This is a genomic window from Leclercia tamurae (genome assembly GCF_025566055.1).
GTDB lineage: Bacteria > Pseudomonadota > Gammaproteobacteria > Enterobacterales > Enterobacteriaceae > Enterobacter > Enterobacter tamurae.
Genome location: NZ_JAMHKS010000078.1, coordinates 120,284 through 138,916, shown reverse-complemented (window position 1 = coordinate 138,916; position 18,633 = coordinate 120,284). Strand labels below are relative to the sequence as shown.

Below are 18,633 nucleotides of genomic sequence, written 5' to 3'. Positions count from 1 at the left end.
GCGCGCCGGTCATTGCACCGGCGCAACTTCATAGCAGCCACTCTACCGGTAACCAGTAGGCCAGCCGCACCTGCATCCGCTGCCAGAAACGGGTTTTAGGCTCCTTTTTGTGGACGATCTCCTCCCCGTCCTTGCGCTCAATCCAGTTCACACGCCCCAGTTTGTCCAGCTTTAACTGCCAGGCCTCATGGCGCTGACTGCGTACAAACCGCGTATGGATCAGTCGCGCCAGCACCTCGCTTTCGATGACGAAGCCCATCTCGGTGTTGAGCATCGTTGATCGGGGATCAAAATTAAGCGAACCAATAAATACCTTTTCCCCGTCGATGCTGAACGTTTTGGCGTGCAGGCTGGAACCGGAGTTCCCGGTAATGCCGCGGTCGTGTACTACCGGCACGCCATCCTGGGTCGGCTTGAGTTCGTAGAGTTCAATGCCATGGCGCAACAGCTTCTTGCGCCAGCGGGCATAGCCAGCATGCACGACGGCAACATCGTTGGCCGCCAGGGAATTGGTCATGATGGCGACCTTAACCCCTTTGCGCACCATCTGTAGCAGCAGCGCCACCCCCGCCCGGGTGGGAACAAAATAGGCCGATATAATCGCAATTTGCTCCACCGGCGAGCCCATCACGTCCAGCAAGCGCTGCGGCAGCAGGGAATGGCGTTTTGCCCGCCCCTGCCCTTTACGGGGATCGTCACTAAGCAACCGCGTTTTCGCCCAGATCAAGGGTAAATCCCCCGCTTCCAGACGAGTAATAAACTCGCTGGACTGGAGCTTATCCAGATAGCGGCGGGTAATATCGTCCCGATACCACTCTTCTGGCGGGTGAATTTTTTCCTGGATCTCGGTTTCTGACAGTTCCAGCACCTGCTGGAGCGTGGAGACCGAGGCGCAGTTCCAGTAACGTTCAAAGTCATCGGCCACGTCCTGCACCACCGGGCCTGTTGCCATCACATCCAGATCGGAGAACAGCGGCTCCTCGCCCGCGCCAAAATAGGCATCCCCGACGTTTCTGCCACCAACGATGGTGACCTCCCCGTCCACGGTAAAACTCTTGTTATGCATCCGCCGGTTGAGGCGGGCAAAATCGGTGAGATAACCCAGGGCGCGCAGGGAGCGAAATGAGAAAGGATTAAACAGACGAACAGAGAAATTGGGATGAGCGTCCAGCAGGCGCAGAATGGCGTCCAGCCCCTGGGTATTGTTGTCATCCAGCAGCAGGCGGACGCGCACGCCGCGCATGGCGGCGGAGAGCAGCACGGAAAACAGCAGTCTTCCGGACATGTCGTCTTCCCAGATGTAGTACTGCACATCGAGGGTCTTTTCCGCCATCTCCGCCAGCCGGTAGCGGCAGGCGAAGGCGTCAAGACTGTTATCAAGGGGGAGAAGTCCACAAAGGCCAGGATGTGCGGAACTGACCGGCGCAATAGCACGCCCGAGTCGGGTGTTATGCGTCGGTTTCCTGTCCTCTCTGGGTAAGCAGTCGCTTGTATAGTCGGGCATTTTCTTCATCATAGCAGACAAAGTATACCCGCTCCGGCAGAGGCTTGCGGGTGAGATAATCCGAAACCGTGTTAACGGCGATTTCTGCCGCTGCCGCGCGAGGATAACCGTAGACTCCAGTGCCGATCGCCGGGAATGCGAGGGAGTGATAGCCGTTGGCTGCCGCCAGGTTCAGGCTGTTGCGGTAGGCCTCCTCCAGGATCCGGGCTTCATGATGCTCGCCCCCATGCCAGACGGGACCGACGGTGTGGATCACCGCTTTGGCAGGCAGATCGCCTGCCAGGGTAATGACCGCCTGGCCCGGGGCGCACTCGCCCTGCTGTTGACGCACCACCTTGCAGGCCTCCAGCAGAGCTGGCCCCGCCGCACGGTGGATGGCGCCATCCACGCCGCCCCCGCCCATTAACGAGGGGTTGGCGGCATTGACCACCACATCAACATGCAGGGTGGTGATATCACCCAGAAAAACTTCAATACGCGAGTTCATAATCAACCTCTGCTGACGGTTTTTTCTTAAGTGTATCGCAGAGGATGGTGAGTGTAATCCCGGTAATCAGAAAACCGCCCCGCCTCAGCGATAATCTACCTGAACGATAGCCAGCGACTTTTCAGGATTAATGTACTTCATACTGATGGTCGCGCGATCCGTTACCGCCCCACCATATAAGGCATCTGAATAGCTCACCTGTTGGGTGTGCATTTTTGTATTCTGCGGGCAGGTTACCGAAAGGGAACGCGCTGTCGGTGAAATGACGCAGGGATCTTCGACAACCTGTCCGATAAAATGGATAACATTACTGGCGTAAGCCGGTGTGAACGTAGCCGCCAGCACGAGCGCGGTGGCAAGTTTGATACGGGACGAGACCATCGGTGCGATCCTTAATGAAAATCGTCCCTGATAATGAAACAACAGGTCCCGGACCGGGCTGTCGACCAGCATCGACGATGCCAGTAACATCAGCATAATCACACAACAACATTTCCGCTACATTAATCAATACATTGATTTCATGAATGTTTTACCTGTTACGCTTTTGACGGCGGCCACTGTTGCGAGAGATGCAGCGACTTGCCGTCCGACACGGTGACAATAACATTGACCTTATCGTCAGGGCCTGAGTTAAGGGTCATGCGGGACAGGTTGACCGTTTTATTGGCCGGTAACGAGAGCGTATTTTGCTGTCGCGAGGTGCTTTGCCCACCGGGACCGCTGCGCGAGGTGAGGATCTGCACCTGACATAGACAGGGTTCCGTCACCGTGACCTGGGGAATAATGGTCAACATCTCGCCCTCAGTGGTGGCCTGAAAGGTAATCTGGCTGGTCAGCGCAGCAAGCAGTAACAGTGTATTCATGATCTTCTCCCAAAAAAAAACAGGGCCTCAGCCCTGTTTTTTCGTCGTTCGGACGTCAGCGTTAGTACTGACCAGCTGTAACGGTGTTGCCAAAGCCAACCTGAGTGATGTTAGCGGTAGCGCCGTTAGAGGTTTGATTCAGACTGACTTCGTTACGGCCACCAGACTGACGAACGTTAGCGGTGAGGTCACGACCACTCCACTGGCTGATGGTCGCTTCGTTACCCTGGCCACGCTGGTTCAGATCGATTTCGCTGTTATCAGCGCCCTGTGACAGGTCAGCATCGTTACCGAAACCGTTCTGGGTTACGGTGATTTCAGACCCACGAGCGTCGCTCTGCAAAGCGTCTACGTTGTTACGACCACCGTACTGATAAACAGTCAGCGTTTCTGGGCTAACGTTATTACCACCATTGTTGCCGCCGCCATGATTATTGCCCCATTGTGGAACGGAGCCAGCCATAGCACTGCCAGAAACCACGATTGCTGCAATTACTGCCACTTTTAAAAGTTTCATTGTAAAGCCCCCATCGGATTGATTTAGTTCGTCATTAAATAGCTAGCGTTGGATAACGCGAATGGCCATTTGTGACTGTCTCTGCACTACAACTGCCGTTTTTTGCGTACCGTACTGCGTAATATTCGCTTTATTACCAGAACCTTTCTGAATAATCATGGCGGTATTACCATATGCACCTTGATTAATACTCGCACTGTTCGAGTTCCCTTTTTGATCAATCCAGGCAAGGTTATAACTGCCTGATTGTTCAATGTTCGCCCGATTATTTCCGCCTTCCTGGGAAACTACAGATAACAATTTCGAGCCCTGCTGGAGAACAGTCGCGTTATTATTAACGCCCTGTTGTCCAATAATAGCGGCCTGGTTATAGGATGATTTACTCAATTCATTCACCGCAAAATTGTATTCTGAAGCTGCCAAATCAGGGGTGGCGAAAACAAATCCAGGTGCACCCAGTAATGTAAACATCAATAACAAACTGTTCTTCATGTCATCACCCTGGACCTGGTGGTAAAATAACTTGCGTTAACAAAGCGAAATATTTTGTTAACCCGGCGTTACGATGAAGAGTATGTCTGCCGAAACATTTTTTATATCTCACCCGCCAGTTGTATTTTTATTCCCCCCTTCACCCCAAAGTATTAAAAAAAATTAAACACCGTGGCGATACAGCGATTTAACAGGCAGTTAAAAAAGGCCATATACCCATTTTGGAAATGGATAGCGATGAAAATGCTGATTTGCCGTTTCGCCTGTCTTGTAGAGGGGCGATCACGATATATCCATGAATGCGTGACAAAGTGCGTGATTTCTTAAGACGTTTACACAGTGTAAAAATAGGCTTAGCGTTTTGGCCAGGCTCATACCTTACTGACAATAACACCCAAAATAAATTAACCTTAATAATCAATTATATAATATAATTTGTATGATTTTTAAAATGTGTGCATCAATATCTTTGTGTACAACTTTATGATGAATCCTCATCAATTCGTGAACTCAATTTTTACAAGTTAATATTGATTTTTACATCTTGTTACACGTTTAACACTTGCTTTAAAAATCGTAATAGCTAGATTGAAAACAGAAGTTCGCTATTGTTATTTTATTTTCCCTTACCTCAAGGGATATGGTCTTTCTTCTACACACAGCAGTGCAACATCTGTCAGTACTTCTGGTGCCCCCAATAATATTATTGGGGGCAGCTGCCAGGTGTTTCAAAAAAGGGGTTTCATCATGTTTAATGAAGTCCAAAGTTTTCATGGTCAGACATTATTGTTAGTGACCAAACCTTCTTTGCAGGCGACAGCCTTACTACAGCATTTAAAGCAAAGTCTGACATTGAGCGGAAAATTGCATAGCATTCAACGCTCTTTTGATGACATTGCCCCTGGCAGCATTATTCTTTTCGATATGATGGAAGCGGATAAAAAACTTATCCAATACTGGCAAGATATTTTAAGCAGAAAAAACAATAATATCCGTGTGTTGTTGTTGAATACGCCTGAAGAGTATCCCTTCAGAGATATTGAAAGCTGGCCACATATCAATGGTGTCTTTTATGTCAACGAGGACCAGACACGCGTGGTTGAGGGCCTGCAGGGCATTCTGCGTGGGGAATGCTATTTTTCGCAAAAACTTGCCAGCTACCTCATAACGCATTCCGGAAATTATCGCTATAACAGTTCAGAGTCTGCGTTGCTGACCCATCGCGAAAAAGAGATTCTGAATAAATTACGCATCGGAGCTTCAAATATTGAAATCGCCCGTTCGTTATTTATCAGCGAAAATACGGTCAAGACCCATCTTTATAATCTTTTCAAGAAGATAGCTGTTAAAAATCGGACGCAGGCGGTTTCATGGGCAAATGATAACCTCAGGCGTTAACAGTATGAAACGCACAATGAGTTGGATTGCCGCAGCAGGTTTATGGCTTGCTGCCGGGAATCTGCATGCGGTTGAAGTAGAGATCCCAGGATTGTTAACTGACCACACGGTCTCGGCTGTCGGTCATGCTTTTTATCGCGAGTTCAGCGACAAATGGGAAAGTGACTATCCTGGGAACTTAACGATCAATGAACGGCCCAGTGCGCGATGGGGGAGTTGGATCACGATAACGGTCAATCAGGACGTTATTTTCCAGACGTTTTTATTCCCAACGAAAAGAGACCTGGATCAAAATGTGGTCTTCGCTCTGGCTCAAACCGAAGAAGCATTAAATCGTCTGCAGATCGATAAGGCTCTGCTCAGTACCGGCGATTTAGCGCAAGACGAGTTTTAATTCGGAGGCATTCATGCGTGTTGTCTATGCAGTTATCGCTTTACTGCTCATTCCATCGTTGAGCTGGGCAGGAAATATGACTTTTCAGTTCCGTAATCCTAACTTCGGGGGTAACCCCAATAATGGCTCTTTTCTTTTAAACTCGGCCCAGGCGCAAAACTCCTACAGGGATCCGAGCGCCGATGATGACTTCGGTATTGAGACCCCAAGTGCACTGGATAACTTTACCCAGGCAATCCAGGCCCAGGTTCTGGGCGGATTATTGACCAACATCAACACCGGTAAACCGGGCCGTATGGTGACCAGCGACTTTATTGTCGACATCGCCAATGCGGACGGACAAATGCAGTTAAATGTCACAGACCGGAAAACGGGGAGAACTTCCACCATTCAGGTCGCTGGCTTGCAAAGTAATTCCACCGACTTTTAAGACATAGTCGAGATAAGGACAATAATCATGCAGCGCTTTCTCATACTTGTTGCAGTGTGCTTATTGAGCGGTTGTTTAACTGCTCCGCCCAAACAGGCAGCAAAACCGACATTAATGCCTCGCGCCCAAAGCTATCGTGATTTAACCCAATTACCACTGCCAACGGGTAAGATCTACGTGTCGGTTTACAATATTCAGGATGAAACGGGTCAATTTAAACCTTATCCGGCAAGTAACTTCTCTACCGCTGTACCGCAAAGCGCCACCGCAATGCTGGTCACGGCGTTAAAAGATTCTCGCTGGTTTATTCCTCTGGAACGTCAGGGGCTGCAAAACCTGCTCAACGAACGCAAAATCATTCGTGCGGCGCAGGATAACGGCACCGTGGCGATGAATAACCGTATTCCATTGCACTCTCTCACGGCGGCAAACGTCATGGTTGAAGGCTCGATTATCGGTTACGAAAGTAATGTGAAATCGGGGGGCGTCGGGGCGCGCTACTTCGGTATCGGCGGTGATACGCAGTACCAGCTTGATCAGATTGCAGTGAACCTGCGTGTGGTCAACGTGAGTACCGGGGAGATCTTATCCTCCGTCACCACCAGTAAAACCATTCTCTCGTACGAGGTTCAGGCCGGGGTGTTCCGCTTTATCGACTATCAGCGACTGCTGGAAGGCGAAATCGGTTATACCTCTAACGAACCGGTGATGCTCTGCCTGATGTCCGCTCTTGAAACCGGGGTGATCTTCCTGATTAACGACGGTATCGATCGCGGCCTGTGGGATCTGCAAAACAAGAACGAAGTGAAAAACGATGTTCTGGTGAAATACCGCGAGATGTCAACGCCGCCAGAATCCTGACAGAAAGCGCATTAAAAAGGCGAGACTCTGGTCTCGCCTTTTTTTATTTGCTTAACGCCGTCACGCTTCGCGCCCTGTCTCTGCGCGCCGCCAGCCACAGTCCGCTGTTTTTCATCGCGTAACCAAACACCAGCCCTAACGCCAGCGAAGGCACCACCAGCCGCCAGTCCCCCTGCCCTGCGAAGGTGGCGCAGGCACCCATAAAGGTACCGGGTACAAAAGAGAGCAGCAGATGTTTTGCCTGGATGCACATCAAAAACGCCACTACGCCGGTCATGACGTAGCCGACAATCTCCAGATGGGGCGTCAGCGCGCTGCCGTGGATGATGATCATCGCCCACGCCACGCCGCTCATCAGCGTACAGGCCGAGATTAACAGCCCCTTCACGCCACCCTGCGGGCAGGCGAAATAGGCTGTGCAGCCCAGAAAGCCCGCCCAGCTCAGGAGTCCGAGAGAGACAGCAACCCAACCCCATATCCCGGAGAGGATGCCAGTCGTGATTGCAATAGAAAGTAATATGTTCATGGCGCGCATCTTAGCAGATACGCGGCCATGAAATGAGATCAGGAACACATAATATGCAAATTGAGATTTGCCGTTACATTAAGAAAGTGATCCAGATCACTCTTCGTTCTCTTCCTGCAGCTCGTCCCACATAGCGGCAACGGCGTCACGGGTCAGCGGGGCCATGGTACGCCAGAATGGCGAGGTGGCATGCGCCTCGACCTTGCCGAGAAACGCCCCGCACCAGGGTAAAATGTACTCCCCGAAGAGGGTTTCCAGCGCCTCGTTTTCGTCTTCTGCGGCGTGATCTTCAATCCACGAGGCCGCCAGCAACAACGTACCGATATGGTCGGCGGGGGTATCGGTCAGGGGCATACCCCGTGTGGAGAGAAACGCACGCACTTCGGCTTCGGTCGCCCCCTCTTCCCAGGCAGAGCGGTAAGGCGACACGCGACACTCTTCTCCCACAAACAGCGCGTTGTAATCAGCTGAAATCTGCTGCATGTCGCAGCTGTTTTGCAGACGTTGCAGCAGCTCATCCTGCTCAAGGGGCCAGCTATTCGCCAGCTTGCCTTCGCGGATCAGGGTAAACAGCGGTACCAGCAGCGGATCCTGCGGCTGGCGATAATAGAGTGAACCCAGTACGCGGCAGAGGATGGAAAACTCGTTCATTTATTTAGTCCATTACACAGTTAAAATTCAGCAAATTCGGCAATCGGTGCCATACCGCGTGACGCCAGGAAATCGAGTAACCGGCGTGGCGTCACGTTCAGAATGCGATCTTCAGGGAAGTCCACCTCATCGAGGATTTTGCGGCACTCGCTGAAATCACCCAGCGTAAACGCGGTGTGGGAATCGGAGCCCAGCGCCACATAGCCACCAGCGTCACGCACCGCCGCCGCAACGTCACGGCAGTTTGCTTCGCTGCCTTTACGGGAGTGAATAAAGGAGGAGTTGTTGATCTCCAGCGCCACGTGATGTTCAGCCGCAGCCCGGGCGACGGCCTGAATGTCGATAGGGTATTTCGGATTGCCCATTAGCCAGCCAGTAGATAAATGCATTTAACCCCCGCCATAAGTACTTAAACGTCGTACCTTATTATAACCAGTACTACCACCATCCCCTAACACATCACAGTTCAGGTCATGTACCACTCAGAATCAGTACTAGCATCTTGATCACATCGTCCAGTACTACAGGCGGCAGGTACACACCGAACACCACCAATACCACCGGAATGATCACGTAGTTGTACATAATCAAAAAAACGAACACATACGCGATGTAACGCTTCCAGGACGTGTCGTTAGGCTTAACCGTACTCTGCCTCTTGCCTGTAACGATCTCCTTGCTATGGGCTTCCTGTGAAGGAGTAGCATTGCCCATCATTTTACTGATCAATCCCTTGATTAACTCAATCATGTTAAGTCCTCCAATAACTCTCGAATCTTCTGCATGTGCTCTTTATCCATTCCTGCTGTGAATTTGAACTTTGCCATCAGTGCTTTATTCAAACTGCCCCACTGAGAACACAACATACAAATAAGTGCTGACTCACAATGCAATGCTTCGGCGTATGTTGGATAACACGCTAGGATGCTCTTTTTAAATGGTTCACCCGCTTCGATCATTTCATTCACTGATTTACTGGAACTGGTGTAATCGTTCCAGTTTGACTGTTTAGAAGTACTTTTAATCTCTGAGACATTTTTAACTGACTTCCATACTCGTTTCTGACCAATATAGAATTCACCGCTGTTAGGAAACTGAATTATGTAGACGAAACACGCTGTTTCTTCTGGGATGAAATCTTCATCTCTGTACCACATTGCCCATTTCATATCTTGTTCGTCATTTGACGCCATTTTTATCACTCCTTGATAAATACATTCATACACATATTTATGAGGAAAGATCAAAATGAGCATCGAAACAGACGTAATCGAGTTACTGAAAAAACTTGAAGGCACTAAACAATACCAGACCAAAATGAAGTACTTCAGAAATGGTATGTTCCATATCTATAAAGATTCAGAAGGTTTTGAAACCATCGGGTACGGTCATCTGGTTAAACAAAGTGAACGTAGTAAGTTCGTGAACGGAATTACAGAACAACAAGCCGATCAATTACTCCTGGTCGATTACCAGAAAGCAAAGCGTGATGCTGATTCATTCAATCTGGATTTACCTGAACGTTGGAATGCATTAGTTTCTATTCTTGTATTCCAGTTGGGTAAAACTGGCTACTCAAAATTCGTGAAGCATCTTGCAGCATTGAAAAACCGAAATTATGCAACTGCAATTGCAGAACTGAAAAACAGCAAATTGTACCAACAGACCCCGAACCGTATCGATCAATTACTGTACTGGGTAACAAACTAAAACATCTAAGGCCAGCTATTATGCTGGCCTTAGTTGTTTTTCATGCTGCAATTCTAAAATGGTCAATACGCGTGAAAGTTTCACATCAATTTCGTTGATTTTCATCTGAACGTTTTTCAGTTCGCTTTCTAAAACAACCTGTTCATTTTCAATCTTGTCTAAACGTTGCTTCAATAACTTCTGTTCAGATTGTAAGTCTCCAATGCGACGTTCCAGAGCCTCTGTATCCTGCTTAAACTCACGGTATCGCGTGAATACAAAACCCAGTACTGCCACGGTCGCACTTACACCTGCAATTAATGTACCTGTAATCATCATACGCAAATCCCGAGAAATAGACTCAGCGTAACGATTGTCCATAATGGCAAGCCAACAGTATGCAGTGCAGCCAGTCCTACTACTGCCGCTGCATAAATGCCAAACTTGATTAATTTTTCTTTATCCATATTATTATCCTCTCTCAAATGCACTGAGAGTATTTATTATTTTTATTGTAAAAACGGCTGTTTTAATTGTACCAGGTAGTACTGAATGTCCAGACCTTTAACGAACAATTTGTATACGTCAATTACCTGTACTTCATATACATCGTCATAGTACTGCCAACTCACAATATCACCACGGTTCAGTACTGGCATATCGTCACCCATGAATGCAATATTCATGAAGTCATGCCCCATGACATCTACCCCATAATCTTTGAAGTACTTAGAATCGATGAACGCCTGATTGAATGGACGGTTACACATCAGTACTTCATAACCGTCTAATGTGATGTTTTGTGTTACTTCTTCTTCGAAATGTTCTTGCATTAGTTTCTCCTGAATATGAATGTTCCTTTCATATTATTTATCACTAATCTCGCTTTTTGTTCAGTTTCATCAAAGAAGTCATAAATCATATTGCGTTTTTTCTTCTCATACTTACCGATAATACGTTTACTGCGTTTTTTCTTTTTCAGACTGGTATCAATCAAATATTTTTTACCGTTCTGTTCCACTACCTTGTACTTCTTGCCCATCTGGGTATGCAGTCCTGCAATGTTGCCTTGTGCAGTCATACGAGCGTTAGCCGTTGGGATAATTTTGTTAAACGTTGCCGGATCATCTGTCAGTACTGAACGTAGATATGCAGCCTGTGAACCACGTACAATGATTTGGTTAGTCCTGGTTCCGTTACCATGCTGTAGGAAATTGAAGAATATCGCCCGTTTGGTGAACGCAACAGAACCACCCTCAACACTGTTGTTGATGTCATCCTGAATCTGTTTCGATAATGCACGGCATCGTTTTGTTAATTCTGATTGAAAATCTGTAATAAACACTTTACCCTGACTATTCAGTACTCGTACTGCATCGGCGGGAGTTGCCCCCCGCCTAAAATCGCCTGATATCATTTTGTTCTCCTTATGCTCTACCCACGATTACAGTTATATTTGCACCGTTGTAAGCACCCACATTATTGTTAGAACGCTGTTCAATTGTTAGTGTTACCGCTACGCCTGCTGGAATTGTCATCGTACCCGACCCCACTGCAATATCGGATGATAGACCTGATGCAGAAGCACTAGTGAATACAAGGCCAGCACCATTTGCATATATGTTTACACCACGAATATTAGTAGACTCTCTAGGTGGGTTGTAATTTCCGTCGTAACCGCCTTTTACAGTGACCGGAACGCATGGGATTGACAGAATACGGGCAAACTGTGGTTCTGCTGGGATAGTGATGCCGCCACTGCCTAACAGGAATACACGCATAATATCGCCCTGAATACTGTTCGCTTTCAGGTTATCAATTGTACAGTTACTGAAATAGCCATTCGTGAAAGTACCACCCGAGGCATTTACAGTACCTTTGAAATATCCGCTCTCCGCGTAAACGTCGCCTTTAAAATAACCATTCTCCGCAAAAACACTGCCCCTGAAATAACCATTATTGAAATAGCTTGTGCCATCTTTACGAATACACCAGCCCTGACCACCATTTGCAGGCCAGGCGTCATTCCAGTTGTTCGAACTAATCTGATTACCAATTTTCGCGTTATTAATACTACCGTCCTGAATTTTGCCAGTACTGATACTTGCATCGGCAATATGTGCCTGACCAATACTGGCGTTAGCAATCATTGCACTGTTGATGTAAACGGTATTGTTCTGTACGGCAAACGGAATTACCGGGTTAGATACTGCACCCGAGGTTTTAGCTGTGATAATCTTGAAATCATCAGCCACGAAATAAACCGCACTTGCCTTTGTATTTGCATCTGCATATATACCCATACCTGCAATAGTACCGTTAGCGTTTACCTTCAATTCGTAATGGCTATTAACTGTATTTTTCAGTGCATCAATATTAGTAGTCATTGCAGTACTGACACTGCTGATAGAACCGTTCAGTTCAGATTTTGCCTGAGTTAATGCGGTTGATTGAGCCGTGTCTTTAGAAGTGATAGTACTGTTCAGTGTTGCAACCTGGGACGTAATATTACTGTTGATACTGCTAACCTGTGCATTCAGTGCCTGTGTCTGAGCCGTATCTTTAGTCGTAATTGTCTGATTCAGTGTTGTGACTGCTGCACTAATATCTGTAGCTGTTTTACTGGTCAACTGGGTAATACTGGTCGCGTTTGCCTTATCTCCATCAGTGATGGCCTTATTCAACGTAGTGACCTGTGCTGATAAATCCGCTGCTGTAGTTGCCTGCAAATTGGTAATTGCCGTTGCGTTTACCTTATCACCGTCATTAATCAACTTTGTCGTTTTGGTTTCTGATGCACCTATCTTAGTAGTGGTGTTCACGTTAGCCTGTGATACTGCATCGTCAATAGCATCACTAATCTTGTCGTCCAGATGTAGAAAATCGTTCAGTGACTGTTCATCTTGTGCAGACCAGTTCACCTTACTCTGCAAATCAACATAGATCCCCGCTGTATAGATAATCGAATCCTGGCCGAACTCGTCATAGGCTCCTGCACGTACATAGTATTTGCCATCAGCAATCGGGAAACTGTGCATGAACGGACTGTTAGTACCGAACGATTTCAGATTCTGTGTGAACGTACTGTTCGTGGCAACCTGAACCTGTACGCCTGCGAAATCGCTCACGCCTGCCTCTGGGTTATCGTAGGTAACAAAGATGCTCTGATAGCCAGCGTTAGCCGTGAATCCTGTTAATCCCGGACATTGTGGGTTAGTAACAGTGATACGGGCTTCTGCACTGTAGATACTGCTGTTATGACCCCATGCCACAACACCGAAAGTACGGGTACGACTGAGCGTATCCAGTTTGTTCATTGCATATGTGTACGTGAACTGGTTAGCCTGGATGAAGTACGACCGCTTCTTAACCATGCCAGTGTCATACACAATGATTTCGTACTTGTTGAAATAATCGCTGAACGGCTTACCGTTCACGTTCAGGTATGACTGATTGTCCCACCCGATAACAAAATCAAGTGCGTCTGTAGTATTGGCAGTACTGCCACGGTTGATCAGATTCAGGCCAGTAATTGCAGGCAAGGTAAACGCGAAATCAGGTACAACACCGTTCTGTGTCACCTTGTCTGACACAATGCCGAGGTTGTTGAATGCTGCTACTGCAAAATCATATTGAACGCCTGCTGTGAGGCCGTATAGCTCGTAACTCTGTACGTACTGGTTCGTGCTCCCGCCATAAGTCCAGGTTTGCGTACCTGTCTGGCGGTAATACACGTAGTAACCACGTAAGTACTGATCAACACTAGCCGCCCATGAAAGTACTACAGTCTGCCCCTGATTCGTTGCCCCCTTCTTAACAACAGATAGGTTTGACGGTGGCAGTACTGCTACAGGCTTAGGTAATGTACCTTCCCAGCCGTACATCGGAACGTCAACGCCTTCATAAATGCCCTGGTGATACTCTACGCATTGCAAGTTAACCATGCCGATACTGTCGGTATTCGTGCTAATCGATTTACCAGCTACCCTGAACAACTTATTTTCATAACCATGTTCCGGTAGAGTTACCGTGATTACATCCCAAACCTTGAGATCCCAGCCTGAGTCAGTATTGAAACTAATCGTATTATGAGAGTACTTGCCTTTCAGCAATTCGATGTTAATCAGGTGTTCAACCTGGTCTTTGTCATAGACCCAGGAATAATCCAGACTCTTAGCAATAACAAGGCCATCACTGGTAAGTACATCACTGGCAGGAATATCTGATGGAATACGTAAAATGTCATCACTATAATTGTTAGTGGTGTTCTTCCATGTTGCATCGATGGTATTGAAATAGTCACTGATACCACTTGTAGTACTGACAAATTCACCGAAAATTGTTGATTCGTCAAATGTCTTTACTGACAGTGCCGGAATATCTACAGTCAAATACAGCTTGCCACAATGAATACTGGTGATACCGCCAAATGTCATCAACATCTTTTCAATGTTTGATTTATATGTAGACTGATAATCAATAGCACCATTACTGAACATCTGATAACGGGTACAGTACTGTGCTGCTGTCTGGAATGATGGTAAATCAATATTACCAGGACTGACACCAAGCCCATATTCCGTATTGGTCACATAATCGTATAACTGGTTTACTGGGTTATTACTGACGATAGTAGTACCAGACACTAAATCGTAAATCTTTTTACCTGAACATTCAGCCGTTAATACGTAACTATCGTTGACAAGTAGGTTATCTTCTAATGACTTCTGAGTCTTTTTGATAACGGTATAAATCTGTACAATCCCGTTACCCTTGAATGTACTATTATTCCACTGAGTACCCGCATAAGTACCTGCCAATACTTTACCCGCCGTGTAATTAGGCTTCCCGAAATATACCTCTAACTGCAAAATATCACGGTATTTCGCATCGATACTGGTATTAGGTACTACGCCTTCAACAGTAACAGGAGTTGTCAGTACTGGTTCGTCATCAAGCCAGATTTGGCTGACTTTGTTAATCTCACCCATTGCCAGGGCATGACTCGTAAACAGGTACTGACTGCTGCTGTTCTGGACGTTGTACCAGTTAACGATACTGCCGCATTTGACCTTTTCACCGTACAAGATAGGTATACCCGTTTGTGGGCTGGTAGAACGGCTTAGAGTCGTTGCACTGTCTGTATGAGGTGTAATACCCGGCATCTGTGACAACATCGAGGTTGCCACTAATGACGCTGCACCAGCTCCTGCACCCCACGCTGCCGCCGCTGAAAGACTCGCACCGCCTGTATAGACCGCTGCCGCTACTGCTACAGCCGTGATCAGGGCACCGACGATACTCATCCCCGAAATTTTACCGCCCATTATTCACCCCCTACCGTGCCTGTCGTACCTGCATCAGGAGTGATCCGGTAAAACGTCCAGTCATGTAGCCAGGGCAGTACTGCCAGGTTGAATCCATTACTGTCAGCATTAAGGGCAATGTACTTACCATCCAGTACTACAGAACCGTGAATACCGTTAACCATGATGTCACCGAACACTGGCTGATCGACCTGTACGCCATGACGCTTACAGATCTCTTCCAGTGAACCCAGTTCGTGTTTAGTGAACAGTTTCTGACCTGCTTTGATTGTCTTATATTTGCCCATAGCAAGATCGGTATATGCAGTACCGCATACTTGATCGATAACTCTCAGTACCAGAATATTGCAATCATTTTGGCCTAACAGGAATTCAGTACTGATACATTCTTGAGCAATGTTATGAATTTTAATTATGTTGTTTCTCATTTTTTATACTTCCATGTTTGCTGAGAGTTAATTTTTCCTAGTAATGAAAAGTACGCATCATTCTTATGTGTACTTTGGTGTACTGAGTTCGCCGCTAATGTGCGTTGCTGTACGTCCAGCTTCTTCCAGATGCTGTTGACGTATACTGTTAATTCATTTTTTAAATCATCGTTATTAGAGATCGATTCGAAATAATCGAGATAGCCAGAATAGATTAAAGAATTATCCAGTACTGTAGCGTCTGCGGGATTTAATATAGTCAGCCACATATTCACCTGAGCATTTTTCAGACCACCTGATAATGCGAGTACCTGGAATGACTGCGATACATTGCTGACCTTGAATGACATTGAATCATTACTGATATCTTTCTGTTCACTGAATGAGCCAAAACTGTCATTAATGAAGTCTGGAAAACTGGTATAAAGATTGCCATTGATATTCAGGTCGATATAACCATCATTTAGATGAAGTGCCTGAACACCCGAACCCTGAACTGGATAGATATCAACACATTTAACTGTAACGCCTAACTGCATGACGTCTGATACTGATAACTGTGTTTTATTACCGCCTCTGGTAGTGTTCCAGTACTTCAATAGTGCTGAGTTTGTAAATACTGCCTGATTCATTATAAAGCCTCCGTTGCTTTGATACTGAGGTTCATAATGTTTTTAGATGGCAGATTTAAATCACAGTCAATATCGATAATGAATGTTCCAGTGATACCCTGATAGCGGATTACTTCACCTGCCTGTACGTTCTGACGTAACGCCGGAAACACGGTTATTGAGGTGCCTGTATTGGCGATAATGCGATGAATTTTAGTACTGTTTTGGAAGGTAACTAACGTTCCGACTTCAAGAACATTTGAAGTGCAAGGGATAACAGACCCGCCTTTATTAACGGTTGCAGTACTGGATACTGTTGCAAATTGATTACCTGTGTACTGACTGTAATAACCTAAATCTGTACTGAAAGGTTTCCCCTGTGAATACTGAGCAATAAAGTTCAGTACCTCTTGCCTGTCGGCCTGATTGAACTGGATATTGAATGTTAATTGATAGTACTGAATACCCGTACTGCGGCGAATCTGTGCACCTGTCCAACTTTTATTAGAATATGCTGGTTCAACACTCTGTATTTGGAAGTCACTGATTTTAATATTGTTCGTAAATAAAGCCATTTTAAATCTCCTGATTTACAGTATTTATCAGGAGGACGGGAACAAAAAAGCCAGCGTGAATGCTGGCTTTTGATATTAAGTGTTTCTCTTCTGTGCTGCTCGAACTGACTGCATAACGTTATTAGAATGTTTCTTCAGCATTGTCTGGAATTGTTCATCAGTAATTTGACCACCACCATTAACAACCAGTGGTGCATTAATGACAATCTGACCAGTACTGTTATTTTCCTGCTTATCCTGCTGTTTCAGGAATTGAGTCAAATCACGGTTGTTATCGTTGTTCAGAACACGTTCACCCGCTTTCAGTACCCATGTTGATTCATCCTTGCCACCCAGCTTAGGTACTGAATCAATACCGCTGTGTGCCTGCCCCTGAATCTGTGTACCACGTGCAGTACTGATGATACTTGCCCCTAAACTTGCTACTTGAGCATAGTTGGCAAAGTTAGCAGGCCACGGCGTAGCCATAGCATTAGCAAGAGCTTCCTGAATCTTCATAACGATATTGGCAATACTGATCGACTTACCTACCACAAAGGCGGCTTGAGCGGCCTTGTTGCCCTTCCCTGCAACACCTTCTAGCATGGTTCCAATATTCATCGCTGAATCTGCAAACATCTGGATCTGTGCCTGGCTGTTCTGCCGTTCAACTTCTGCCGCTTTGTTATTGTATTTGGCAGTAAGATCGGCTTTACGTTTTTCAAACTGTTCTTTGCTGATCAGTTTGTTCTGGTACATCTGTTCATCAACCTGAATTTCGAAATCACGCTGTTTATATATTTCATCCTGCTGCTGTTTGATATCTTCCTGATTGCCAAATGGGTTAGTAGGATCATGCAGACCAGAACGTATATCCTGTGCTGAAAGCATTTTTGAAATATGCTCAGGTGTAATATTCTGGGTATTACCGATAGTCAGTGCAGCCAGATTCTCACTTAATTGTTTAGGATCGGTTGCTTCCAGCATTTCAGTAATAAGACGCTTTGAACCTTCAAGCCGTGCTGTTTCCTGTCGTGTAATGATGTTGGTCTTTTGTGCTTCATTCAGACTCAGAGTTTTTAACGACTCATCCAGTTTCTTACGTAGCTCGTTCTGTGTGTAGTTATATTGCAGTACTTGCTGTTCAGCGGAATTTTTACCCAGTTGAGACATTACCTGATTGAGGTTAATTTTTGCCTGTAGCTGTTTCAGCTCCAACTGTTTAGCGGCATCGGCGGCTTTTTTGGCTGCGTCGGTGGCTTTCTTCTCACCTTCTGGATCTTTCAATTTATACGGTTTGCTGGCTGGCTGCTGCGTAGGTACTACACCCGCCGTTGTACTGTTTGAGTACTGCCTTTTGCCCCATGAATCCGGTAACGCATGATGATCACCCAGTGACGCAAAATCATATGCAAATCGTTTAAGATTCCCACCCATCTGATCGAATGATGGTAATTTCCATTCACCAGCAAATATGTTGCGTAGCTCGTTGAGTGCTTCTATCAATGGCAATAGAGCGTTAACTCTGAGTTCCTGGAAGTTGCGATCCAACTGAGCAATATTCTGTTGATAGCGTCCGTATGCCTGTGCCGTTTCAGTAGTAATACCAGCATGTTGTTTTTCAATAGCATTGATCGCTTCAACTTCTGATTTGTACTGTCTCAGTACTGGCAGTAGCTTACTGGAATCACTGGCGATAGACTCCATAGCGTTCGTGATCTCAGCATTCGACTTACCCGCTTTTTGCAGTTCGTAGAATGTTTTGATGATCATTTTGATGCCGCCATCAGCATCATTCATGTACTTCGTAAAACCCTGTAGATTCACACCCCAGGCTTGCAGGCCAGTAGCATCACCGTTGATATTGAATACTAATTGTTGATTGTTCTGTGCCATCC

At 46.4% G+C, this 18,633-nt stretch carries 24 protein-coding genes and 1 pseudogene; 5 read left to right on the top strand and 20 right to left on the bottom strand.

Features of this window, described 5'->3' with window-relative positions; all coding sequences use genetic code 11:
• Nucleotides 1-28: 28 nt before the first annotated feature.
• The 6 genes from M8318_RS20525 to csgB all read right to left on the bottom strand — a co-directional run bounded on the left by M8318_RS20525 (nt 29) and on the right by csgB (nt 3,866).
• A complete protein-coding gene (locus tag M8318_RS20525; protein WP_262664666.1) occupies nt 29-1,513 on the bottom strand; it encodes a phospholipase D family protein in 1,485 nt (494 codons plus the stop codon).
• A complete protein-coding gene (gene ymdB, locus M8318_RS20520; RefSeq protein ID WP_262664294.1) occupies nt 1,449-1,991 on the bottom strand; it encodes an O-acetyl-ADP-ribose deacetylase in 543 nt (180 codons plus the stop codon). The genes M8318_RS20525 and ymdB overlap by 65 nt, the downstream gene beginning before the upstream one ends.
• A gap of 84 nt (nt 1,992-2,075) precedes the next feature.
• Complete coding sequence (locus M8318_RS20515; protein ID WP_262664293.1) at nt 2,076-2,468, bottom strand: type 1 fimbrial protein; 393 nt, start codon at nt 2,466-2,468, stop codon at nt 2,076-2,078.
• Nucleotides 2,469-2,530: 62 nt separating this feature from the next.
• Nucleotides 2,531-2,857, bottom strand: coding sequence for a curli assembly chaperone CsgC (csgC, locus tag M8318_RS20510; RefSeq protein WP_262664292.1), 327 nt, complete (start codon nt 2,855-2,857; stop codon nt 2,531-2,533).
• Between the two features lie 61 nt (nt 2,858-2,918).
• The gene (csgA, locus tag M8318_RS20505) at nt 2,919-3,374 is read right to left on the bottom strand and encodes a curli major subunit CsgA (RefSeq protein WP_106992691.1); all 456 of its coding nucleotides are present in this window, start codon (nt 3,372-3,374) and stop codon (nt 2,919-2,921) included.
• A 42-nt stretch (nt 3,375-3,416) separates the two neighbouring features.
• Nucleotides 3,417-3,866, bottom strand: a complete 450-nt coding sequence (csgB, locus tag M8318_RS20500) for a curli minor subunit CsgB (RefSeq protein ID WP_106992690.1) — start codon at nt 3,864-3,866, stop codon at nt 3,417-3,419.
• A gap of 747 nt (nt 3,867-4,613) precedes the next feature.
• Here csgB and csgD point away from each other — a divergent pair.
• Genes csgD through csgG form a run of 4 tightly spaced genes read left to right on the top strand, consistent with a single transcriptional unit; the run spans nt 4,614 to nt 6,949 of the window.
• Nucleotides 4,614-5,264 (top strand): biofilm master transcriptional regulator CsgD, encoded by a 651-nt coding sequence (csgD, locus tag M8318_RS20495; protein ID WP_262664291.1) that lies wholly within the window; start codon nt 4,614-4,616, stop codon nt 5,262-5,264.
• 4 nt (nt 5,265-5,268) lie between these two features.
• Nucleotides 5,269-5,658, top strand: a complete 390-nt coding sequence (csgE, locus tag M8318_RS20490) for a curli production assembly/transport protein CsgE (RefSeq protein ID WP_106992688.1) — start codon at nt 5,269-5,271, stop codon at nt 5,656-5,658.
• Nucleotides 5,659-5,671: 13 nt separating this feature from the next.
• Nucleotides 5,672-6,088, top strand: coding sequence for a curli production assembly/transport protein CsgF (gene csgF / locus M8318_RS20485; protein ID WP_106992687.1), 417 nt, complete (start codon nt 5,672-5,674; stop codon nt 6,086-6,088).
• Between the two features lie 27 nt (nt 6,089-6,115).
• Entirely contained in the window at nt 6,116-6,949 is an 834-nt protein-coding gene (gene csgG, locus M8318_RS20480) for a curli production assembly/transport protein CsgG (protein ID WP_262664290.1), read from the top strand.
• 43 nt (nt 6,950-6,992) lie between these two features.
• Here the strand turns inward: csgG and M8318_RS20475 are convergent, their stop codons facing one another.
• The 5 genes and pseudogenes from M8318_RS20475 to M8318_RS20455 form a co-directional block, all read right to left on the bottom strand.
• Nucleotides 6,993-7,475, bottom strand: a complete 483-nt coding sequence (locus M8318_RS20475; protein ID WP_262664289.1) for a DUF1097 domain-containing protein — start codon at nt 7,473-7,475, stop codon at nt 6,993-6,995.
• A gap of 96 nt (nt 7,476-7,571) precedes the next feature.
• Nucleotides 7,572-8,126: a TorD/DmsD family molecular chaperone gene (locus M8318_RS20470; RefSeq protein WP_262664288.1), complete on the bottom strand. Its 555-nt coding sequence runs from the start codon at nt 8,124-8,126 to the stop codon at nt 7,572-7,574.
• A 20-nt stretch (nt 8,127-8,146) separates the two neighbouring features.
• Nucleotides 8,147-8,488: pseudogene (locus tag M8318_RS20465) on the bottom strand (phosphatase); the annotation flags it as partial.
• A 109-nt stretch (nt 8,489-8,597) separates the two neighbouring features.
• The gene (locus tag M8318_RS20460; RefSeq protein WP_262664286.1) at nt 8,598-8,876 is read right to left on the bottom strand and encodes a hypothetical protein; all 279 of its coding nucleotides are present in this window, start codon (nt 8,874-8,876) and stop codon (nt 8,598-8,600) included.
• Nucleotides 8,873-9,319, bottom strand: coding sequence for a hypothetical protein (locus M8318_RS20455; protein WP_262664284.1), 447 nt, complete (start codon nt 9,317-9,319; stop codon nt 8,873-8,875). Before M8318_RS20455 ends, M8318_RS20460 begins: the two co-directional genes overlap by 4 nt.
• A 55-nt stretch (nt 9,320-9,374) precedes the next feature.
• Here M8318_RS20455 and M8318_RS20450 point away from each other — a divergent pair, with 55 nt between their 5' ends.
• A complete protein-coding gene (locus tag M8318_RS20450) occupies nt 9,375-9,836 on the top strand; it encodes a glycoside hydrolase family protein (protein WP_262664283.1) in 462 nt (153 codons plus the stop codon).
• An 18-nt stretch (nt 9,837-9,854) separates the two neighbouring features.
• On the opposite strand, the gene M8318_RS20445 is transcribed toward M8318_RS20450, so the two are convergent.
• From M8318_RS20445 to M8318_RS20405, 9 genes are all read right to left on the bottom strand, one after another.
• Entirely contained in the window at nt 9,855-10,154 is a 300-nt protein-coding gene (locus M8318_RS20445; protein WP_156263431.1) for an ATP-binding protein, read from the bottom strand.
• Complete coding sequence (locus M8318_RS20440; RefSeq protein WP_262664281.1) at nt 10,151-10,282, bottom strand: hypothetical protein; 132 nt, start codon at nt 10,280-10,282, stop codon at nt 10,151-10,153. The genes M8318_RS20445 and M8318_RS20440 overlap by 4 nt, the downstream gene beginning before the upstream one ends.
• Before the next feature lie 42 nt (nt 10,283-10,324).
• A complete protein-coding gene (locus tag M8318_RS20435) occupies nt 10,325-10,648 on the bottom strand; it encodes a hypothetical protein (protein WP_262664280.1) in 324 nt (107 codons plus the stop codon).
• Nucleotides 10,648-11,232 (bottom strand): hypothetical protein, encoded by a 585-nt coding sequence (locus M8318_RS20430; protein ID WP_262664279.1) that lies wholly within the window; start codon nt 11,230-11,232, stop codon nt 10,648-10,650. The genes M8318_RS20435 and M8318_RS20430 overlap by 1 nt, the downstream gene beginning before the upstream one ends.
• Before the next feature lie 10 nt (nt 11,233-11,242).
• Nucleotides 11,243-15,142: a phage tail tip fiber protein gene (locus M8318_RS20425; protein WP_262664278.1), complete on the bottom strand. Its 3,900-nt coding sequence runs from the start codon at nt 15,140-15,142 to the stop codon at nt 11,243-11,245.
• Entirely contained in the window at nt 15,142-15,570 is a 429-nt protein-coding gene (locus M8318_RS20420) for a DUF6950 family protein (RefSeq protein WP_262664277.1), read from the bottom strand. Before M8318_RS20420 ends, M8318_RS20425 begins: the two co-directional genes overlap by 1 nt.
• The gene (locus tag M8318_RS20415; protein ID WP_262664276.1) at nt 15,567-16,202 is read right to left on the bottom strand and encodes a DUF2163 domain-containing protein; all 636 of its coding nucleotides are present in this window, start codon (nt 16,200-16,202) and stop codon (nt 15,567-15,569) included. The genes M8318_RS20420 and M8318_RS20415 overlap by 4 nt, the downstream gene beginning before the upstream one ends.
• Nucleotides 16,202-16,756 (bottom strand): hypothetical protein, encoded by a 555-nt coding sequence (locus M8318_RS20410; RefSeq protein WP_262664275.1) that lies wholly within the window; start codon nt 16,754-16,756, stop codon nt 16,202-16,204. Before M8318_RS20410 ends, M8318_RS20415 begins: the two co-directional genes overlap by 1 nt.
• A 75-nt stretch (nt 16,757-16,831) precedes the next feature.
• Entirely contained in the window at nt 16,832-18,631 is a 1,800-nt protein-coding gene (locus M8318_RS20405; RefSeq protein ID WP_262664274.1) for a hypothetical protein, read from the bottom strand.
• Between the last annotated feature and the right edge of the window lie 2 nt (nt 18,632-18,633).